An 18,380-nucleotide genomic window follows, 5' to 3' on the forward strand; every position below is an offset into this window, starting at 1 on the left:
CAGTTTTCTTATAACGCCCTATATCGATCGGATCTATCGTTATGCCATTTCTTGAACATCAGTGCTGCCGCCGTCCCGGTTTAAAACTGTGGGTGCTGTTGATCCAGACCGTGGCCAACGCGATCAGCGAAAGAATCAGCAACGCCCACGGAAACGACATCGCCCCTGCACGGTCCAGTAGCAATCCGCCAAACAATCCGCCGCCGGCAATTGCCACGTTCCATGAAGTGGTGAGCATCGCCTGCACCACATCGACGTGCTCCCCGGCGGAGTCCGCTGCGGCGGTAAGCAGTAACGTCGCCGAGCCGCCGAACGACAGGCCCCACACCGCCATGCAGGCATAAATCAGCCAGGGCGACGGCGCGACCAGTGCCAGCACCAACGCAGTCACGGCAAACACCGCGAGGCTGATCAGCGCCAACCCGCGCAACCAGCGATCCACCAACAGGCCGATGATCCAGATCCCCAGCAGCGAGCACAGACCGAAGACCAGCAGCACTAGGTCGACCCGCTCGCCAAGACCGGCCTGCATCAGGAACGGCGCGATGTAGGTGTAGAGAATGTTGTGGCCGAGCATCCAGGTCAGCACCACGAACAGCACCGGGCGCACGCCGGGCAAGCGCAGCGACTGCATCAACGGCAAACGTTCGGCGCGGGCCTGGCCCGGCCGATCCGGCACCGCGATGACGATCCACGCCGCTAACACCAAAGCCAGCGCCGACATGATCCCGAACGAGGCGCGCCAGCCGATCACATTGCCCAGCCAGGTGCCGGCCGGTGTACCCAGCGACAACGCCACCGGAGTGCCGAGCATGGCAATCGCCAGCGCCCGGCCCTGCTGATGCACCGGCACGATCCCCCGCGCGTAACCGGCCATGATCCCCCACGACAGCCCTGCCGCCATCCCGGCCAGGAACCGCGACGCCAGGGTCACACCGTAATGAGTGGAAAACGTGGTGACGGTGTTGAACAGCAGAAATCCACCGACCGTCATCAACAGCACCCGCTTGCGCCCCCAGCCACGGGTGGCGACCGTCAGCGGTATTGCCGCGACAATCGAGCCCAGCGCATACAGCGTCACCAGTTGACCGGCCAGCACTTCGCTGACGTTGAGGCCGGCGCCGATCTGCGGCAACAGACCGGCCGGCAGGGTTTCGGTGAGGATCGCGATGAAGCCGGTCATGGCAAACGCCAGCAGCGCGGCGTAAGGCAGTTTGTCCGTGCGGGTGGCACGTTCCAGGCTCGTGAATTCGGCGCTTGCGGGGTCGGTCATGACGGGTGCAGCTCCCTTTGAGTCAAATCGAACGACAGATTGTATACAAACACGATCGTCCGTCACTCTAACCGACTTGGCTCACTGCACCGGCAAAAAATTCAAAAACAGCAGGCTCTGGGCGTAATTCAGCCCGATGCGCCGGTAGCGCTCGTCGAGCATCTGGGTCAGCAAGTCCAGACGCGCCACGACTTTGCCGAACTCCGTGGCGAAGCTCAGATTGCTGCCCTCCTCGGAAATCTCGTTGGAAAACAGCAACGGCTGACCCTCCTTGTTCTGCCGCTGGGCGAGGATCCACGTGGCTTTCTCAATGTTGCGCGCAGCGTTGTTGACGAAGGTCGGGTTGATCTCGTCGGTCATGTAGAACTCGGTGCGGTTGCCGTGGGCGGTGACCAGCATGCTGCCGATCGCATAGATAAAGGCGCCGACCCGGTCACCGAGAAACTCCGGGCTCATGGCGTAGCTCAGCGCTGCCAGATCCTTCTTGCCGCCCAGCGTCGGCAACGGTTGCTGCTGTTCGATCGCCAGCCGCACCTGCTTGACCGCGGTGCGAATGTCGAGGAAGCCGGATTTGCGCAGCTCGTCCGGGTTGCGCAGGTACAACTTGCCCATCAAACGATAAAGGCTGTCGAGGTTGTCACGCATCGCCAGCGTGGCCATGCGGTCGACGCTGGTCTGGAGAAATTCCTGAGGCCTGCCCTCGCGCATCTGGTTGATGAAATTGTTGCCGTCCTGATGGCTGCAACCGCCGAGCAACAGCGTCGACAGGCAGGCCAGTAACAGGCACGGGCGATGAATGAAAGCAGCGATTGGGCGAAAAACTCTCGGCATGAATTCTTTGAAGGACACATTCCTGTGCGGCGGGAGTCACCGCAACCTGGCCATGGATAGAGCCGGGGATTTCGCAAAAGTGCAGTGCCGCAGAGATTTCCCGACCTTCGGCGCAGGACACCCACTCAATTTAGTCCGACTTTATTTTTGCAATAAACGTTGAATCCGCTATAAATTTTCATTCACACGATAATTAGCATGACTATTTAGCGATTTTCAAAACAACAACAAAATGGAAGGTCAACCATGCTTCAATCCCGACACTCACTCTGCGGCCTCGGACTGTCCCTGATGATCGCCACCCTCTCCGCCCAGGCCGCCGGCCTGACCAGCGAACACAAAGCGTTCGGCAAAACCAATGACGGCACGCCCGTCGAGCAATACATCCTGCGCAACAGCCACGGCATGCAAGCCACGGTCATCACCTACGGCGCAACCTTGCAGGCGCTGCTGGTGCCGGACAAACACGGCAAGCTCGACGACATCGTCCTAGGCTTCGACGATGTGCAGGGTTACCAGAAAGGCACCGCGTACTTCGGCGCGACCATCGGCCGCTTCGGCAATCGTCTGGCCGATGGCGCGTTCGAGCTCGATGGCAAACGCTACCAGGTGCCGCAGAACGACAAGACCAATGCCTTGCACGGCGGCACTCAGGGCTTCGACAAAAAAGTCTGGAAGGCGAAGGAAACCAAGGACCAGGATTCGGTCGGCGTGACCCTGACCTACCTGTCGGAGGACGGAGAAATGGGCTTCCCCGGCAACCTCACCACCGAAGTCACCTACCGCCTCACCGACACCAACGAACTGCGCATCGACTACAAGGCCAGCACCGACAAACCGACAGTGCTCAACCTGACCAACCACAGCTATTTCAACCTCGCCGGCGCCGGCAATGGCGACATCCTCAAGCAAGTCGCCACCCTGCACGCCAGCCATTACACCCCGGTCACCGCCAAACTGATCCCGACCGGCGAAGTGGCGCCCGTGGCCGGCACGCCGATGGACTTCACCAAACCCACCGCCATCGGCCAGCACATCAAGGCCGATCACCCGCAACTGAAATTCGCCGAACCAAAACACGGCGGCTTCGACTTCAACTGGGCGCTGGACACCAAAGGGGACGCAAGCAAACTCGCCGCCGAAGTCAGCGACCCGCAATCCGGTCGCCACTTGCAGCTGTTCACCAACGAACCGGGCGTGCAGTTCTACACCAGCAACTTCCTCGACGGCACGGTCAAGGGCAAGAGTGGCAAGGTCTATCCGCACTGGGGCGCGTTCACTCTGGAGACCCAGCACTATCCGGACTCGCCGAACCAGCCGAACTTTCCGAGCACCCGTCTGGATCCGGGACAGACCTACACGCAGAGCGTGGTGTTGAAGTTTTCTGCGAAGTAAAAGCAAAAGATCGCAGGCTGCAGCAGCGTCTACAGGGGAAAATTAATCCGGATGTAGAGCTGTTGCAGGCTGCGATCTTTTTGCTTTTTGAACCCCTGGGCTAGCCTGCTGCCCACTCAAAATCGTATCAGCACGAATAGACAGACGAACTCTTTACACTCAACAAGTCCGGGGGGGTCAGGAATCACTCGCTCCACTCACCGGCCTTGCGCCCGAAAATCAGGGTTTCCAAGGCCTGAATGAAGTCACGTCCCTGCATCCAAAGTTCGTCATGGATAAGGCTCAAGACGTAGCAGCGACCCCGCTCGTCCATCAACAGCGCGCCGTGGCCGTGCTGGACTTCGGCGATGCTCACCAAGGTACTGCCCAGGCGTTGCTGCCACTCAAGGAACTCTTCGCTCCCATGCAGATGTTCAAAGGTGCCGAATTCGACATCACTGGTAGCGCATTCCTCACCTGCGCCGCAGGTGCCCACCCGCAGTCCGGCAAGTTGCCCGAGCAAGGCCGCGGCCGGGTGTTCAGGTGGGACGAAAACCGGCAGCGGTTCGGTGCTGGTAGTGGGCCAGCCTGCGGCGAGAAACAGTGGACGCAGGCTTTCGGGGAGTTCGATCAGCGGGGGCATGTTCAGCATCCGGTCACAATCAGTGTTGGTAACAACAACGTGCGTTTTAAAAAGACGCCCGTTTGGCTATTTCAGCGCTTCGGCCCTCTTGAGTTCGACTCTCCATCAAGAGCTGCTTTTGTGGCTAGCTGTTCGAACGCCCGACTGAAATGGCCAATCCTGTTGATCATCTCGAAAAACCATTGAAAAGACTCCTGCACGAAATCTTCATCGGAAACTCTGTCAGGATACATGACACAAAATAAGGCTCTTATGGCAGCATCTTCGTTATCTTCAATGTCGACATCGCGCCCTTTCGCCTCCAGAAAATCCCAACATTTGACCCTGGCAGCATTCAACTCTTTTTCATTTTCTCCCCCCTCAAACCAGTATATGTGCGCAGCTGTAAACGCGCCATTGACAACAGGGGACACTTCTTCGTCCTGAAGAACCATACCGACGCCCGCGCACATAAACTTCATTATGTTCCGAGTTGCATCAGCCTCAGCTTTACCTTTACTCAACAGATCTGAAAAATTAATCATTTGCTCATGACTAATCATGGTGGACTCCAAGTGTTTCGAAATCATTAACTCCACGACCCTCTTGATTCGCCAGCCGACTAGCTCTTTAAAATTACTGATATACTTTTACACAGCATTCAAAAACTTTCTCGCCGCAAGTCTCACTGTAATCAATAGAGATTTGCGTGGAAAGATCAGTACTAATCAATCTAATCTCGTCGCTTGTGGTTTCGTCAAAATCGAAACTCGCGCATAGAGAAGCAGCGCTTTCGGCCATATATGCCCCGCAGCATTTCCAATCTTCATCTATCAGTAAGTAGTATTTTTTATCTTCGACTACCGACAGGACAAAATTAAATGCATCAGCAGACAACAAATACTCTTTGCGCACGCAAGAGACTTCATGCATCGCCATCAGCCCTGCAATTATATTATCTGTTTCCGCCAAACTTAAAAGCAACAACTCATCAAAAGACCGCCTTAAAAGAGACTCAATCTTTATTTGATATTGGCTCAGCTTTCTTTTTCCTTGAGACTTTCTATAAAGAATTTCTCTTTTATAATGATCTATATTCATTTACAGCACCCTTTTGTGTAAAAGTCCTTTCCTTTACCGTTGCACAACTGGGGGCGACTACGCTTACTCATTCTCGATTTCAAAGGGGAGGTTTTTATTCTTCCACCCAACAACAACAACAACAACAACAACAACAACAACAACACACCAATACCACGCATCAAAGCTAACACACTTATACACTTATGAGGCAATGCATTAAAAAACACGCGCCACCAGCAAAGCATTAAAATGACTCTTTAACTATCAACGAGTCTTTAAAAACAGCAAAGACCCTTACAACAGCCTCACCGCAAGCCGCGTCATGAAACCTACTCTCATAAAAATCAAAAGCAGCTTCCAATCCGCAGTTAGAAAAATGTCTTTTAACTTCTTTAATCTCCTGCGAAGCAAGTCCGCTATGGTTTTTTCTTATCTTCTCCAAAAAACCTACTGCGGCTGGTTTTGGATAAATAAATATATTAGGCACGAGAACACCCTGCTCCCCGTACCCTTCAAAATCTGTAAAAGTAACTGCAAAAAAAATGTCACTGCCTCTCGACGCATCTAACAATCTCAAAGCACTCAAAAGAAACGCAGCAAACCCAGTCAGAAAATCAGAAACCTCGTTGCAGCCCATCTCCTCTTTCAAGCATTTTAAGCGGCTATATCTTGATACAAGCGGAATCTCTTCAAAGCTCTCATAGTTCGCAAAGAAAACACCCATATCATCATACGGCTCTTTGCTAATTATTTTATTATAAAGATCTCTAAATTTCATTCTTAACGCCGCTAACGATTACAGCCTTATGAAATACAAAACCATGCAAAACACTCCAACTATTCCACAGAGAAGCTCTCTTGAAATACTCATCTTCGCCAGTTGGAAACACAACAAAAAAAACTCGACTTATAGTCTTTTTCTTGCTGCCTCGGCAACCATTTCATCTTCATCTTCATCTTCAGCAAGTAGAACCAATAGATCTCTCGGCACCTTCGGATTGCATGCAATTCTATGTCTAACCATTACAGACTTATCAGTAGCCAGTCTCTCGAAAGTGCTTCTATTGATACGTCTCTTCATTGCAACATCCCAACGAACATCAACGTCGTCGCTTAGTGACAGCCTCTCGAGCACATCAATAGATACCGACCCATTCGCAACAACCAACCGTGAAAGATCAGGATACTTTGAGATAACCTCTAGCCAAACTTCCTCTGCCGCAGTCTCATTTATCTTTGCATTTTCTACCTCATCTTTACTTTCCGCATAACACTTAAAATCATCAGCACTGCTAATCATCAGCTAAAACCTCAAGCCTTTCGGCACGTCATGTTTTTCATTGATTTCAAAGGGGACAGACTACTTTTAATCATTGGGCAGGGACTCGTACTCAGAAAGCCTGTTCGTTGGTGTGAGCCTGGTTAAAAATCTCAAACGTAAAACACGCGACGTTGAAGTGAACCTAAACGAAATTCAAAGACTCAGCTGATTACGGCCCCTTTCGGGCCACTGGCAATCAGCGCCGCCCCACAGGCGGTTTTCATACCGTCGAGCGCGATGGGCACGCCATCGACGGTGTAGGTGCTGCTGCCCTCGGCAATCGGGAAAACCCCTTTGCACAACGGGCAACTGACCTTGTGACCGACTCCGGCAATCGGTTTGCCGTTGAGGTCTGTCCGGGAGAAAGCTTCGAGTACCTTGCCACCGTGAGTGGTGGAGTCGCCCAAGCGAATGGCGTCTTTCATGGTGTCACTCCTTTGACCACGGCCTGTCTATTTGCACTGACGCACGATGCAAAACGCTTCCTTGAGCGGCACCTCTTCATCGTCATCACCATCCTCAAGACATCTATAGTTGCTGTCGCCCAACGCCGGAAGCATGGCTTGGTACAGGCTCAATGACTTGAAATTGACCTGAAGCCATAGAACGCTCTCACTTTCATAGATCAATCGAGCGTCATAATCAGCGCTGCTGTTGAGCGACTGATCTTTCAGGTAGAGGTCACCAGGCTGTTGCACGCGAACGCATGCGCCGCTGCCCCCTACTTTCTTCATTACGTTGCTGGCTGATGTGGTGTCGTCGAACACCAGCTTGCATTCATAACTCATTGCAAAAATAAATCCGCCCCCTTTATTTGATTGTTATTTACATCTCAAACATACGCCTTCTCGCGAAAGGGGTTTTTATTGTGAAATTTCGTGTTAACGGTATTGGAGTCCGATTGGATTCGGTTCGAACCAAAGTGTTTGCGAGCTCTGAAAATTCGATTATCTGTTCCGGATGGCCTGAGATTAGTATTGCTCGAGTATCAGAGAGATCTTCACCTAGCATGACGACAGTGCACTTTTTTGAAAATAGCATTGCCGTTATTTTATGAAATAATTTTAATGAGGAGGCCTCAGAGAAATCTGTTCCTGAGGCTCTATACATCTCAGAGATTACACCGAGGATTTCTTTTTTATCACTTTCATTCAGCTCTATCTCTGATAAAAATATTAATGCATTCCACCCTTTGTATGTGGCAGTCAAAAGGGTTTTTATTTCTTCGCTGCTAGAGAGGGCAGAGAGGTCACAGAAATGATGTATCCCCTCAATGTCTAAGTCTAATTCCAAGTGTCTTCTTTTGTTTGCTGCGGCCAAGCCAAGCTTCCCAAACGCTCTTTTATGCTGGCCTAGTTTCTTCGCGATACTGCTACTGGAATCGAGCTCGGCAGCAAGCACCGCATATATATTATGCCGAAAAAAAATGGGAGCCAAGCAATCAAAAATCAATCCATAAGCATAGCCTGTAGCCAGATACCATATCGAGTCGCATGAATTATCAAAGCGAAATCCTGCAGATTTCGAAGCAAGAACGGACCCGGCATCAACTATAGCTTTCATTGTGGACATCCTTTAGACTTTTGATTCTCATATGAATAATGCTCCCCGTTGACGCCGTGCTTGTTAAGGACGACAGATTTATTTAGTGTAAAAGTGATGTAAAAATAAATCCGTCACCTTTATTAATGTAAAAATAAATCCGTCACCTTTATTAAGAATTAAAGAAGCGATCTTCATATTTATTCCTTTAATTTTCAGAGAGCATTGAGCTCTGTTTGGCTCGATTGTTTTTACTGGAACAACTTAATAATGGATTCGGAATACAAATCCGGTACATCTTTTACTGATTTGAGTATGTTTTGACGGACGGTCTGACCTTTAACACTCGGGTCTTGTGCCACATATTCCGGGGGGAAAGCCGGTGCATCTTTATCAGCGCCGGCAGCCAGCAAAGCCTTCGTGCAATCCGGGTTGCTACGAATTGCACTTTCCAGCAATGGAGTGCCAACAGGCCATGCCTGCTGTTGAGGTGCGAAAGTATCAACGGAAGTGCCAGCCTTGTGTAGCAGGGCAATCCGCTGTTCAGCTTGTGGATCCGGTTGATCGTTCAATGCATAGGCGCGCTCGCAAACGTAATGCAGCGGTGTAGAACCCACCTTGCTGACGCCATAGGGATCGGTACCAGCAGCGATCAACAGCTTGATCAATTCCAGATTGTTCGCACCTTTGCCGATCAATGGAGAAAATCCCTGAGGCGTCAGCATCCGGGCATCGGCACCGGCCTGCAGCAGTAACTTTGTCACTTCGACCGACGACAGATTTTCTATGCTCACAGCTGCAATAAGTGGGGTATTGGTTCCGCCTTGAGCAATCACATTGGTGTCGGCGCCCGCTTTGATAAGGCTCTGCACTATGGGCATTGAGTCCTTCATGTCTTCTGGATCACCCATATGCCCCAATATGGATAACAGTATCGTTTCACCATTCTCGCTAATTGGCCGATTGACATCGATAGGAAACTCGAGAAGCCGATCCACCAGAACTGGACTCCTATAATAAGCTGCATGCCATAGAATAATAGCGTCAGGTTTCGCGCCTTCCGCAAGAAGTTTGTTTACGCTATCCAGGTCTTTCTGTTCTTTTGAATAGGCGTATTGAAGCACAGCGGTATCCAATTGCTTATAGGCGTCAACTGACTGCGCTAGCGCTACGTTCGTGCTACAGAAGCAAGCACCTGCGACACATGCAACCCACAGGCGGTTAAAAACAGAATTTAAATTCAGCATATAAAACTCATGATTGGGTAGTTAGCATCTACATTCAGACAATGCTAAAAGAACGACTTCATTCACGCTTCAATTGCCTTAGAACGGACGACGGGAGTCCGTGCCATGGAGATAGGCAATCCATTCACAAAATGTGGACTCAGCTGACAACCGCACCTTTTGGGCCGCTGGCAATCAGCGCGGCACCACAGGCGGTTTTCATGCCTTCGAGCGCGATGGGCGTGCCATCGACGGTGTAGGTGCTACTACCCTCTGCAATCGGGAAAATCCCCTTGCACAACGGGCAGCTAACCTTGTGACCGACCCCGGCAATCGGCTTACCGTTGAGGTCGGTTCGGGAGAAAGCTTCGAGCACCTTGCCACCGTGTGTAGTGGAGTCGCCGAGACGAATTGCGTCTTTCATGTTGTCACTCCTTTGACCAAGTTACTCAGCCATCCAGACGTCTTCGTACCCTTGGGTATCGATGATGAATTTTGCGCCCGTGGGCAAGCACAGATACTTCATAACCAGCGGTAGCACTTCGGGTAAATGTTCAATACAAATCGGCTGGTAAAAATCTATCGCCGTCGAATGCGTGCCGCAGTGAATGAACCAGCTGACATTCCCCCCATTCGGCAATCGAATGCGTGTGCCGTAAATGGGGGCATGTCCTAGCGACCCGGTGGCGATAGCGACCACGTCCTCTGGCGGAAGCACTGACATCCCGTATTTTTCGCATACCGCGTTCTGGACAGCGCTGGGATACCTCTGCTCTTGTTCGCTCACAGCCACTCGTTGCTTATCGATCCGATACCCTTCGATGGTGAATCGGGATCGTCAGTTTTCGAGCCACCGGCTCAACAACCTTTTATCATCATCGTCATCGAGATTTTTGTAGATAGCCTCGCATTCGAACTCATCGAAAAAAGAACAGCGTTGACCGGTCATCAGATACCTCTATTTGGCCAGAATTCTCGCCTAAATGGTGTCCGGTTTCATCAAGCCACTCCTCAATCGATTTTCCTTCGGTCTGCTATAAAGTCTTTGAAGACTTTAATAAAGCCTTGCCTTATATCAGGCAGAATTTTTTTAAGACCCAGAAAATAAAGATAGATTGGTGTTGTATCGCCCGTTCCCTCCTCAATCCAACGATCTTCTGTTCCAAAACAAAAAATTACACAACGTATGAGATTTGCAAAGTTCTCATCTGATTTACGGTGCTGCGCCTCTATCTCCCAGAGTTCTATCGCAAGCTTTTTTCGGAGATCACCATCGTTCTCTATACGCTCTCGCAGAATACCTTCTTCGATATATGGGATCAGCGTCTTTAACTTAGAGTCCGAAATGGTAGCTAGCACACCACCATCAATCAGACTCAGTAAATAACGAGCGTACTGGCGTGTCATTTCGCCGAAAGATACGTTCGCTTCGATTAACGCACCCTCAAGACGATCAAACTCTTTAACTTCAAGGCTATCAATCATCATACTGCTCCATCTTTTACTTTAAGCCTGCTCATAACCCCTGAGCACGAGGGACAAAACGGCATCATTTTACCATCATTTCTTGTAGTGGTTGATGTAGAGCCCTCCATAAGGTCTTTTAACTCATCAACCGTTTGAACATTGTGTTTCTTCGCAATGTTGCTGAGTGCGTCAGCCTCTCCACATTGTCCATGATAGATAGAACGTGGTTCTTTATGATCCTCGTAAAGCTCAGCTACGACGTGGTGGTGAACACCACCTCCTCCTGCGGTTGTGCTTAAACCTACAGCTGGATCCGGAAGCTTCCCCCCTCCAATATCAGTACGAGTTCCTTTATTGTTCGGAGTTATTCCTTTAACTCGAGCCAGCCCGAGGGGATCGACCCACTGTATTGGATTTGGAGCATATGAATAAAAATTCAAACCACCTGCGTAGCGGATAGGATCCTTACTGACAAAACGCCCTATGTTCGGATCATAGTATCGATGTCTGTTGTAATACAGATGTGTCTCATGGTCATGGTATTGCCCTTGGAACCGAATAGGGTTGGTCAATCCTTGCTGCTGCGCTAATACGGAACGCTGCTCCCGAATACCCCCCCAAGCCTTGTACTGGGCACTCCACGCAACCTCACCCTTCTGATCCGTCAGTTCCTGAGGCGTGCCTAGGTGGTCGCACTGATACCACGTCAGCATATCAATCGGCGAGGGCACCGGTGAGTGACTCCACAGCGGATCATCATCCAGGCTGTAGTCGTCGTCAGAGCTCGGCACTCCCATCAAGTTGATAGTGCTGTGCGTCAATGCCTGAGCCACAGGAACAAAGGTGCCTGGTTCGAAGATATAGTGAACAGTGCGCCCAGGCTCGCCATCGGCCTGCGCGGGACTGCTTTCCCACGCAAGGTTGTCGCCATCCCAACCGTAGAGCGTGAAGCCGCAGCCCAGCTCTCGTTGCTTGCGTGCGTGTTCGTTGCGGTTCCACAGGGAGCCGGCTTCAGGACGCTGTTTGTAGTGAGCGCGAGAGTTTTTGTGCAGGCGTCGCCCCAGTGCGTCATAAGCGAAATCGACCGCAAGGCGTGGATCTTCGAAATGCACGAGCCGGTCAAACAAGTCCCACTTCAGATCGCTACGCTGACCGTTGTGCCAGCGCTGGATCTGGTTGCCACGTTCGTCATAGTCGTAGTGAGTGCCGGCATACTCACGAAGCAGGTTATCGAGCAGTTTGCTGCGCGGTGGTGTCAGCTCCAGCGGGCGGCGAACTTCTGTCGCTTTGTCGTCGAGCAGGTTACTCGCCGGGTCGAAGGCGAAGGTTTCTACCCCTTGGCGTGTCACCGCGCTGAGCAGTCGGCCGACGGGATCGTAGCGATAGGCCAGGGGGCCGCGACGGCTGTCGTTGATGTCGGTCAGTTGGCCGGCAGCATCGTATTTGTACTCGCGCCTCAGCAGTGTCGATTTGTCATCGCGACGCCTTAGTAGCTGCTCCTGCAAACGTCCAGCCGGATCCCAGCTTTGGGTTTGCATCAGACGATTGCCTTGATGACGGGCGACTTCGCGGTGCAAGTCGTCGCGCTCGTAGCCGATCAGCTCATGCTCGTCCAGACGCATGCCGAGCAGGTGGCCACTACCATAGGTCAACCAACTGACGCGGTGACCATCTGGGCGAATAGTGGCAACACGCTGATTGAGCACGTCGTACTCGTGCTGCCAGATCGCGACCTTAGATTTTTCCAGACCGAGGTAGTGTTGGTGTTCGCGCAGAAGGTTGCCAGCCGGGTCGTGGAACCATTGCAGGCGGCTGTCGGCGTTGCTGGCCAGCAGCATGTTACCGTTGCCATCGTAGGCGAAGGTCTCGCTTTGTGACTGATCGCCTAAGGTCGCGCGACGCTCGGTCAATCGTCCCATCGGGTCGAAGCTCACCGAGATGACGCGTTTGCCATTGATCGATTGGGCAAGGCGACCCGTTTGAGCATCGTATTGATAGCGCGTGGCGCGGCCGTCGAAGCCGCGTTCCTCCAACAGGCGTCCGACCGGGTCGTAGTGGAAGTGTGCGCGTTGTTCGTTTTCGTTTTCCAGGGCGGTTAACCGTCCGAGGCGGTCCCAGCGATAGCGCAGGGTTTGCTCGGCAGCATCGACACGTTCGGCGATAAAACCGGCCGCGCTGTAGCTCCAGGTGGTACAGCGATCGAGACCGTCGACATGCGTCAACAACCGACCCTCTGCGTCACGATCAAAGCGCTCTTCGGTTTTATCCGGGTGCTTGATCAGTACCAGTTGGCCAGCCTTGTATTCGTATTCGGTGGCGTTACCGGCGGCGTCAGTGAAGCAGATCATCTGCCCCAGTTCGTTGTATTCCCAGGCGCTGGTCTTGCCTGAGCAGTCGACGTACTCGACCAGTTGCCCGGCATCGTTGTAATCCAACGTCTTTTCGTTGCCGTTGGCGTCCTTGATCGCGGTGGGCTGACCGGATTTGTTGTAGGCGTATTCAGTTTTGTTGCCCAGCGGATCGAGCGCTTCGACCAGGTTGCCTTGGTCGTCATAGGCGCGTTGCCACTGACCACCCTCGGCATCACTGATTTTGATCAGCATGTCTTGGTCGTCGTAGGCGTAATGCATCACCGTGTGATCGGCTCGGATGTGTTCGAGCAAGTTGCTGCGTTCATCGTAGCTGTAGCGATCGGTGCTGCCGTCGGCATTGACGCGGCGCACGATGTTCTTGGCCTCGTCGCGGAAGAACCATTCCGAACGCTCATCCGCATAACGGATGCGGTAGGTGTAGCCAAGGATGTCGTAGTAGTGCCAGGTCTCGTTGCCGAGCGCATCGGTGACGTAGGTGAGACGGATGTTTTCGTCCCACTCCAGGCGCGAGTCGAAGCTGCCGTCGTCCGCCCATTCGCGGATGGCTTTGGCCTTGGCGCCCGGACCGTCCCACTGCAGGTTCATGCCACGCCCGGTGCGGTCGGTGTAACGGGTGATCAGGTGATGCTGGAACTGATACGACCATGCTGCGCCGTTCTCGTCCTGCGCCTGAACCAGGTCGCCATAGGCGTCGTATTGGTACGCACAAAGTTGTCGCAACGGTTCGCCGTCAACGATCTGCCAGAGGCCGATGAACCGGCCGTGGTCGTCGATCATTGTGCCGAGGTGAAGGTGGACCTTGCTGGTGTCGTTTTCCTGATAGGTGATCAGGTCGGAGAGCACCGAGTGTTCGCCGTGCCGATGCTCGTAATGCAACATGATCCCGGCGCCGTTGCGCAGCGAAATGTTGCTCAGCACAAAACGCTGGCCACGGCGGACGTAGGTTTCCTTGCGTTCGAAACCACGGCACAGCAATAGCTGATCTTCGCTGGCACGAACCAGGGTGATGTTTTCGATGGCGTCGTAGTGGAACAGGCCGACCTTGGGTAGTGGATAGCTGTGGTCGCGGCCATCGGCGCCGTAGAAGGTCAGGCCATCATCCACGCAGTCGAAACGAGTGGTGAACTCGCTGATCCAGCGAGCGCCGAGTTCGCTCTGATCGTAGGCGTCGAGGCGAGAGTTGTAAGTGCGTGTCCATTCGATCGGGAATGGGCCGGGCAAGCTGAAATCGGTATGTCTGAGGCTTTCCGAACCCAAGGCGAAATTGATGCTGAATGGCGTGGCGCATTCACAGGGGCCTTTCTCTGGATTGGGCGCGCTTTTCGCTGGAGCCTGTTGGCCATTGGAAGCCAACTGCCCGTCAGGTGCCATACGCTTCGCCTGACCGGTTTTCTCCGGGTGGACGGCGGCGTTCTGGCCATGGGCATTGCGCTTGCGCCACAACGTCACGGCGCTGGAAAGAATCAGCAGCAACCAGCCGATGGAGTTCTGAACGGACTCATCGTCCAGCTTGCTCAATTGGGTGCGTAGTTCCGGGCCCATCGCCCGCAGTTTTTTGGTTTCGTCGGAAACGGTTTTTTTGAAGTCATCAGGGACGAGGTTTTGCGCCACGCTGTTGGCCAGGCCTTTGCCTGCTGACTTCAGCGCACTGTTGGCAGCCCCAAAAACATTGCTGAAAGACGCCAGCGGATCATTCTTGAATTGGTCGGCCGCAGCGCTTGCCTGGGCGCTGGCTGCATTCAGATCACCTTTGGCATCCAGATTGCCAAACGCCACCGCTTCGATGCCTTTGGCAATCTCGTTGATAACGTCTTCACCCAGCTTGCCAGCGTCCGCCAAAATACCGGGTAACTTGCCTTTGGCCTGTTCAACAAAGTCATCGAGCGTGCCGATAATCGAGGCGTTCAGGTGACCGACCAGCACCTCGATCACGGAAGTGCTGAGCAACAACTTGCTGCTGGCCCTCATCTCCTGACGCACCAGAAACAGGGTCGGGCGCAGGGTCATGCGCGCCGCTGCCATCGACGGTGGTAAAGGCAATACGCCGATCAGGTTGATGCCAAGGCTGGCCCACGCGAGCAAGTCGCGCTGCTTGGCGTTCGACAGCGTGACGATGTCCCCCAGCGCATCGACCAGCGCCATGATGTTGCCCACCACGGGCAAGAAGCCCGCGTAATTCTTGATTCGATCAAGAGTGACCACGCCATCAGTGGCGGATTGAAGCCAGGCATCAAAGGTAGCCGCACTGCTGGCGACATCCTGAATATCGATGGCATTCAGGGGAACAATGGCAACCTGAGGTTCCCGTTTTACTACAGCAGTTTCAGTGGTCATGACAGCATCTCACCCGCCAGCAGGCCCGGGGTTTTCAAGGAAGTTTTTGGAAGCGTCGGCGCCGGCAGACTCGGCAACTTGCCCGCCTTGCTCGCCGCCCCGAGAAGTCCGGAAGCACTCGGCATTGCCGCACTCGCCAGTTTCGGCAGCCCGGCCGCTCCGCCCTGCATCACGCCCTTCACCTGCTGCGCCGTTTGCACCGCGCCCATCCCTGTCTGTGCCAATTCCTTGCCCTTCTCCAACAGATCCCAGTTCTTGCTCGGCAACGCCTGCGCCACCATGGCCTGCACCTGGCTCGGAATGTCTTCCGCGCCCGGCGGATTCAACGGCCATTCCGGTTTGCCGATGTAGCTGCCTTCACTCCAGGTATCCGCCGGATCCTTGCCGAACAGCACGCGCGCCGGCCCCGGTGCCGCGCCGGCGACGCTGGCGAAACCCTTGCCGTCGAGCTTGCCTTTGATGCTTTTACCCAGCGCATCGATGACTTCGTAATCGCCTTCCTTGATGCCCTGACGCCCGGCGTACTGGTTGAATAATTCCAGATTGCCCTTGCCCGGTTTCGGCGGTTCCGGGAACACGCCCGCCAAGGATTTCGCCCCGGTGTAGGCGAAGTTCGCCGCATGCGCGGTGTACGGGCCGCTGGTGGCGTGGGTGATGCCGCCGGCGTTGTAGGTGGTGGCGCTGCCGCCGCCCTGGATCACCAGTTCGGTCTTGGCGGTGATGGTGATGCGGTCGGCGTTGGCGGTGATGTTGAGTTTGGCCAGCAGGTTGATGCTGTCCTTCAGTGCCTTGACGTCGATGTCGCCGGACGCCGCCACCAGCCGCCAGCCCATGCTCTGCACGAACAGGCGCATGCCGCGACTGGCGCTGGCCAGCAGGCGTTTGCCGATGGAAAAACTGGTGTGCCCGGTGCTGCTCAGCGCCAGGTGTTCGCCGGTGGCGATGTGGCTGGAGCGCGGTGTGGTCAGGGCGATGCCGGCGGGACTGGCGAGTACCAGATGCGGCTCTGTGAATTCGGGGAATTCGTTGGCGGTGAGGTTCGCCGGACCCGAGCCGAGCACGCCTTGGTGCTGCGCGTGCAAGGCCTTGGCCACATCGTCCTGGTCGCCCGCTTCCTGGGCTTGCAGCTCTTTGGCCTGCGTGGCGAAACCGTCCTGCTGATCGCTGGCGGTGGCAAGGCGTTCGGCGGTTTCCGGCAGGTCCTTGTGGTGCTTGGATTCGTTCGGGCGCGGCTCAGTGGTGATCAACAGACCGGCACCGGCACGCACGGCGCCGTGGCGGTCGGTGCGCAGTTCAAAACCTTCGCCGCGTGGCTGCCCACCTGAAGGACGTGGATGGGTCAGGTAACCAAGGTTGATCGCACTGGCGCCGTGGTCACTGCGCAACGCAATGCTGATTTCGCTGGTGGTGTCGTCGATGCGCAGTTCGTTGGCGCGGCTGCCCTTGTATTCCTTGCTCTTGACCGTGGCCAGGGTCTTGAAATCCGGCAGTTTGTACGGCGGCAGGTTGGCGCCGTGGTACAGGCAACCGGTGATCAGCGGCTGGTCGGGATCACCTTCGAGGAAGGTGATCAGCACTTCCATGCCGACCCGCGGAATGTTGATCGAGCCAAAGGTTTCAGCCGCCCAGCTGGAGGCCACGCGCATCCAGCAGGTGGTCTTGTCATCGTGCTGGCCTTCGCGGTCCCAGAAGAACTGCACCTTCACCCGGCCGTACTGGTCGCAGAAGATCTCTTCGCCTTCCGGCCCAGTGACCACGGCGCTTTGCGAACCGAGAACCTTGGGTTTCGGGTGATCCAGCGGCGGACGGTACGGCACGTCCCAGGGGATGGCGCTGAAGCGGTTGCGATAGCCCTGATGGAAATCGTCTTTGTTGTCGGTGGTGTCGCTGGTCACCGACTCTTCCAGCACCTGCGGCTGTTTGCCTTCGTGGAAGATCTCGGTGAGCAGCCAGAGGTCGTTCCACGTCGGGTTGGCGTGGTCGGTCAGGGCCAGAAAGTGCCCGGTGACCAGAATCGGTTGGTCGCTGTTGCCCTCGGCCAGCCGATAGTCGCTGCGGTGGCGTTCGAGGTTGCGGTTGGCCAGGTGCTTGCCGCGCTCGCGATCCACGAATCGGCCCGGGTAATCGTAGTCTTCCAGGTCCGGTTGGGCACTGCTCTTGGCGTCACTTTCCAGTTCGATCTTCGGTTTGACGAAGTCGTAATCGCGCCGCGTGGTGCGGCTGGTGCGGGTGGCCAGACGCAGACCGAAACGCTTGACCACCGGCTTGTCCGCCACCAGCCCGGAGTCCTGCTGATAGGCCACGGGCGCGAGTTTCGGGAACACCGTCTGGTCATCGCCGAAGGTCAGTTTGTGGCCGCTGGACGTGTGCTGGAAGTGGTAGTGAATCCCCTCCTCCTCACACAGGCGCTGGACGAAGTGCAGGTCCGACTCGTCGTACTGCGTGCAGTAGATCCGCTCCGGGTAGATCGCGCTGAGCTGGAAGTGGTAGTCGCTGGCAAGAATGCCGTGTTCTTCCAGCACCTGGCTGATGATTTGCTGCACGGTCATCTGCTGGAAAATGCGCTGGTTGAAACGGTGCGCGAGGTACGAAAGCTGCGGGCGCAGCGAGATCTTGTAACGGGTCAGGCGCTTGCCCGCCTCGCCCTGAGCGATGCTGTAGATCAGCCCGTGAATGCCGGTGCCGCTCGGCGACAGCTGAAGAAACGCCAGTTTGTGCAGCAGACTTTCGAGGTTGATCGAGGCCTTTTCGCTGACCAGCTCCAGCTCGAATTCGAAGGGCGTGTTGAGGGCCTCCCGACCGGTGAACGACAGCACCTGGAAATCGCTGTCCGCGCCATCGATGGTCAGGTTGAAATGAGCCTGGTTGGCCGGTGAGAACATTCCCTTGTCCCTCGTGCTGTGCTGCAGCGCACGCCAGATCGATAAGGATCTGA

General features: G+C 54.6%; 17 protein-coding genes. 1 reads left to right on the forward strand and 16 read right to left on the reverse strand.

All coding sequences use genetic code 11. The features are described 5' to 3' along the window. Positions 1-58: 58 nt before the first annotated feature. Positions 59-1,273 (reverse strand): MFS transporter, encoded by a 1,215-nt coding sequence (locus AC3WRD_RS18870; protein WP_102621702.1) that lies wholly within the window; start codon positions 1,271-1,273, stop codon positions 59-61. Positions 1,274-1,354: 81 nt separating this feature from the next. Then, on the reverse strand, positions 1,355-2,104 hold the full coding sequence (locus AC3WRD_RS18875; RefSeq protein WP_102621755.1) for a hypothetical protein: 750 nt from the start codon (positions 2,102-2,104) through the stop codon (positions 1,355-1,357). A 246-nt stretch (positions 2,105-2,350) separates the two neighbouring features. On the opposite strand from AC3WRD_RS18875, the gene AC3WRD_RS18880 reads away from it, so the two are divergent. After that, on the forward strand, positions 2,351-3,499 hold the full coding sequence (locus AC3WRD_RS18880) for an aldose epimerase family protein (RefSeq protein ID WP_102621701.1): 1,149 nt from the start codon (positions 2,351-2,353) through the stop codon (positions 3,497-3,499). 184 nt (positions 3,500-3,683) lie between these two features. Here AC3WRD_RS18880 and AC3WRD_RS18885 read toward each other — a convergent pair whose 3' ends face one another. The 14 genes from AC3WRD_RS18885 to AC3WRD_RS18950 form a co-directional block, all read right to left on the reverse strand. Further along, positions 3,684-4,121: an SUKH-3 domain-containing protein gene (locus AC3WRD_RS18885; protein ID WP_102621754.1), complete on the reverse strand. Its 438-nt coding sequence runs from the start codon at positions 4,119-4,121 to the stop codon at positions 3,684-3,686. A gap of 71 nt (positions 4,122-4,192) precedes the next feature. Then, positions 4,193-4,663: a hypothetical protein gene (locus AC3WRD_RS18890; protein WP_146013099.1), complete on the reverse strand. Its 471-nt coding sequence runs from the start codon at positions 4,661-4,663 to the stop codon at positions 4,193-4,195. Between the two features lie 73 nt (positions 4,664-4,736). After that, on the reverse strand, positions 4,737-5,201 hold the full coding sequence (locus AC3WRD_RS18895; protein ID WP_102621699.1) for a hypothetical protein: 465 nt from the start codon (positions 5,199-5,201) through the stop codon (positions 4,737-4,739). Positions 5,202-5,427: 226 nt separating this feature from the next. Then, entirely contained in the window at positions 5,428-5,961 is a 534-nt protein-coding gene (locus AC3WRD_RS18900) for an Imm15 family immunity protein (protein WP_102621698.1), read from the reverse strand. A 129-nt stretch (positions 5,962-6,090) separates the two neighbouring features. Then, positions 6,091-6,483: a hypothetical protein gene (locus AC3WRD_RS18905; protein WP_102621697.1), complete on the reverse strand. Its 393-nt coding sequence runs from the start codon at positions 6,481-6,483 to the stop codon at positions 6,091-6,093. A 182-nt stretch (positions 6,484-6,665) separates the two neighbouring features. Further along, on the reverse strand, positions 6,666-6,929 hold the full coding sequence (locus tag AC3WRD_RS18910) for a PAAR domain-containing protein (RefSeq protein WP_007951599.1): 264 nt from the start codon (positions 6,927-6,929) through the stop codon (positions 6,666-6,668). A gap of 27 nt (positions 6,930-6,956) precedes the next feature. Further along, positions 6,957-7,292, reverse strand: coding sequence for a hypothetical protein (locus AC3WRD_RS18915; RefSeq protein WP_102621696.1), 336 nt, complete (start codon positions 7,290-7,292; stop codon positions 6,957-6,959). 37 nt (positions 7,293-7,329) lie between these two features. Further along, positions 7,330-8,067 (reverse strand): hypothetical protein, encoded by a 738-nt coding sequence (locus AC3WRD_RS18920; protein ID WP_102621695.1) that lies wholly within the window; start codon positions 8,065-8,067, stop codon positions 7,330-7,332. Between the two features lie 230 nt (positions 8,068-8,297). Beyond that, positions 8,298-9,293 carry an ankyrin repeat domain-containing protein gene (locus tag AC3WRD_RS18925; protein WP_102621694.1) on the reverse strand — a complete coding sequence of 332 codons (996 nt, stop codon included), beginning with the start codon at positions 9,291-9,293 and terminating at the stop codon, positions 8,298-8,300. A 139-nt stretch (positions 9,294-9,432) separates the two neighbouring features. Next, positions 9,433-9,696: a PAAR domain-containing protein gene (locus AC3WRD_RS18930; RefSeq protein WP_102621693.1), complete on the reverse strand. Its 264-nt coding sequence runs from the start codon at positions 9,694-9,696 to the stop codon at positions 9,433-9,435. 21 nt (positions 9,697-9,717) lie between these two features. Beyond that, entirely contained in the window at positions 9,718-10,059 is a 342-nt protein-coding gene (locus AC3WRD_RS18935) for an immunity protein Imm33 domain-containing protein (RefSeq protein ID WP_371858324.1), read from the reverse strand. A 224-nt stretch (positions 10,060-10,283) separates the two neighbouring features. Beyond that, positions 10,284-10,757 carry a hypothetical protein gene (locus AC3WRD_RS18940; RefSeq protein WP_102621692.1) on the reverse strand — a complete coding sequence of 158 codons (474 nt, stop codon included), beginning with the start codon at positions 10,755-10,757 and terminating at the stop codon, positions 10,284-10,286. After that, a complete protein-coding gene (locus AC3WRD_RS18945; protein ID WP_102621691.1) occupies positions 10,757-15,445 on the reverse strand; it encodes an RHS repeat-associated core domain-containing protein in 4,689 nt (1,562 codons plus the stop codon). Before AC3WRD_RS18945 ends, AC3WRD_RS18940 begins: the two co-directional genes overlap by 1 nt. Further along, a complete protein-coding gene (locus AC3WRD_RS18950) occupies positions 15,442-18,327 on the reverse strand; it encodes a type VI secretion system Vgr family protein (protein WP_492574050.1) in 2,886 nt (961 codons plus the stop codon). Before AC3WRD_RS18950 ends, AC3WRD_RS18945 begins: the two co-directional genes overlap by 4 nt. Positions 18,328-18,380: the final 53 nt, after the last annotated feature.

Source organism: Pseudomonas sp. FW215-R2, from assembly GCF_058789255.1.

Excerpts from the sequence above, each read along its gene's own strand:
- AC3WRD_RS18945 (WP_102621691.1), bottom strand. The coding sequence starts at position 15,445 with ATGACCACTGAAACTGCTGTAGTAAAACGGGAACCTCAGGTTGCCATT.
- AC3WRD_RS18925 (WP_102621694.1), bottom strand. The coding sequence starts at position 9,293 with ATGCTGAATTTAAATTCTGTTTTTAACCGCCTGTGGGTTGCATGTGTC.
- AC3WRD_RS18870 (WP_102621702.1), bottom strand. The coding sequence starts at position 1,273 with ATGACCGACCCCGCAAGCGCCGAATTCACGAGCCTGGAACGTGCCACC.
- AC3WRD_RS18910 (WP_007951599.1), bottom strand. The coding sequence starts at position 6,929 with ATGAAAGACGCCATTCGCTTGGGCGACTCCACCACTCACGGTGGCAAG.
- AC3WRD_RS18940 (WP_102621692.1), bottom strand. The coding sequence starts at position 10,757 with ATGATTGATAGCCTTGAAGTTAAAGAGTTTGATCGTCTTGAGGGTGCG.
- AC3WRD_RS18880 (WP_102621701.1), top strand. The coding sequence starts at position 2,351 with ATGCTTCAATCCCGACACTCACTCTGCGGCCTCGGACTGTCCCTGATG.
- AC3WRD_RS18930 (WP_102621693.1), bottom strand. The coding sequence starts at position 9,696 with ATGAAAGACGCAATTCGTCTCGGCGACTCCACTACACACGGTGGCAAG.
- AC3WRD_RS18885 (WP_102621754.1), bottom strand. The coding sequence starts at position 4,121 with ATGCCCCCGCTGATCGAACTCCCCGAAAGCCTGCGTCCACTGTTTCTC.
- AC3WRD_RS18875 (WP_102621755.1), bottom strand. The coding sequence starts at position 2,104 with ATGCCGAGAGTTTTTCGCCCAATCGCTGCTTTCATTCATCGCCCGTGC.
- AC3WRD_RS18915 (WP_102621696.1), bottom strand. The coding sequence starts at position 7,292 with ATGAGTTATGAATGCAAGCTGGTGTTCGACGACACCACATCAGCCAGC.
- AC3WRD_RS18950 (WP_492574050.1), bottom strand. The coding sequence starts at position 18,327 with ATGTTCTCACCGGCCAACCAGGCTCATTTCAACCTGACCATCGATGGC.
- AC3WRD_RS18890 (WP_146013099.1), bottom strand. The coding sequence starts at position 4,663 with ATGATTAGTCATGAGCAAATGATTAATTTTTCAGATCTGTTGAGTAAA.
- AC3WRD_RS18895 (WP_102621699.1), bottom strand. The coding sequence starts at position 5,201 with ATGAATATAGATCATTATAAAAGAGAAATTCTTTATAGAAAGTCTCAA.
- AC3WRD_RS18900 (WP_102621698.1), bottom strand. The coding sequence starts at position 5,961 with ATGAAATTTAGAGATCTTTATAATAAAATAATTAGCAAAGAGCCGTAT.
- AC3WRD_RS18920 (WP_102621695.1), bottom strand. The coding sequence starts at position 8,067 with ATGAAAGCTATAGTTGATGCCGGGTCCGTTCTTGCTTCGAAATCTGCA.
- AC3WRD_RS18905 (WP_102621697.1), bottom strand. The coding sequence starts at position 6,483 with ATGATTAGCAGTGCTGATGATTTTAAGTGTTATGCGGAAAGTAAAGAT.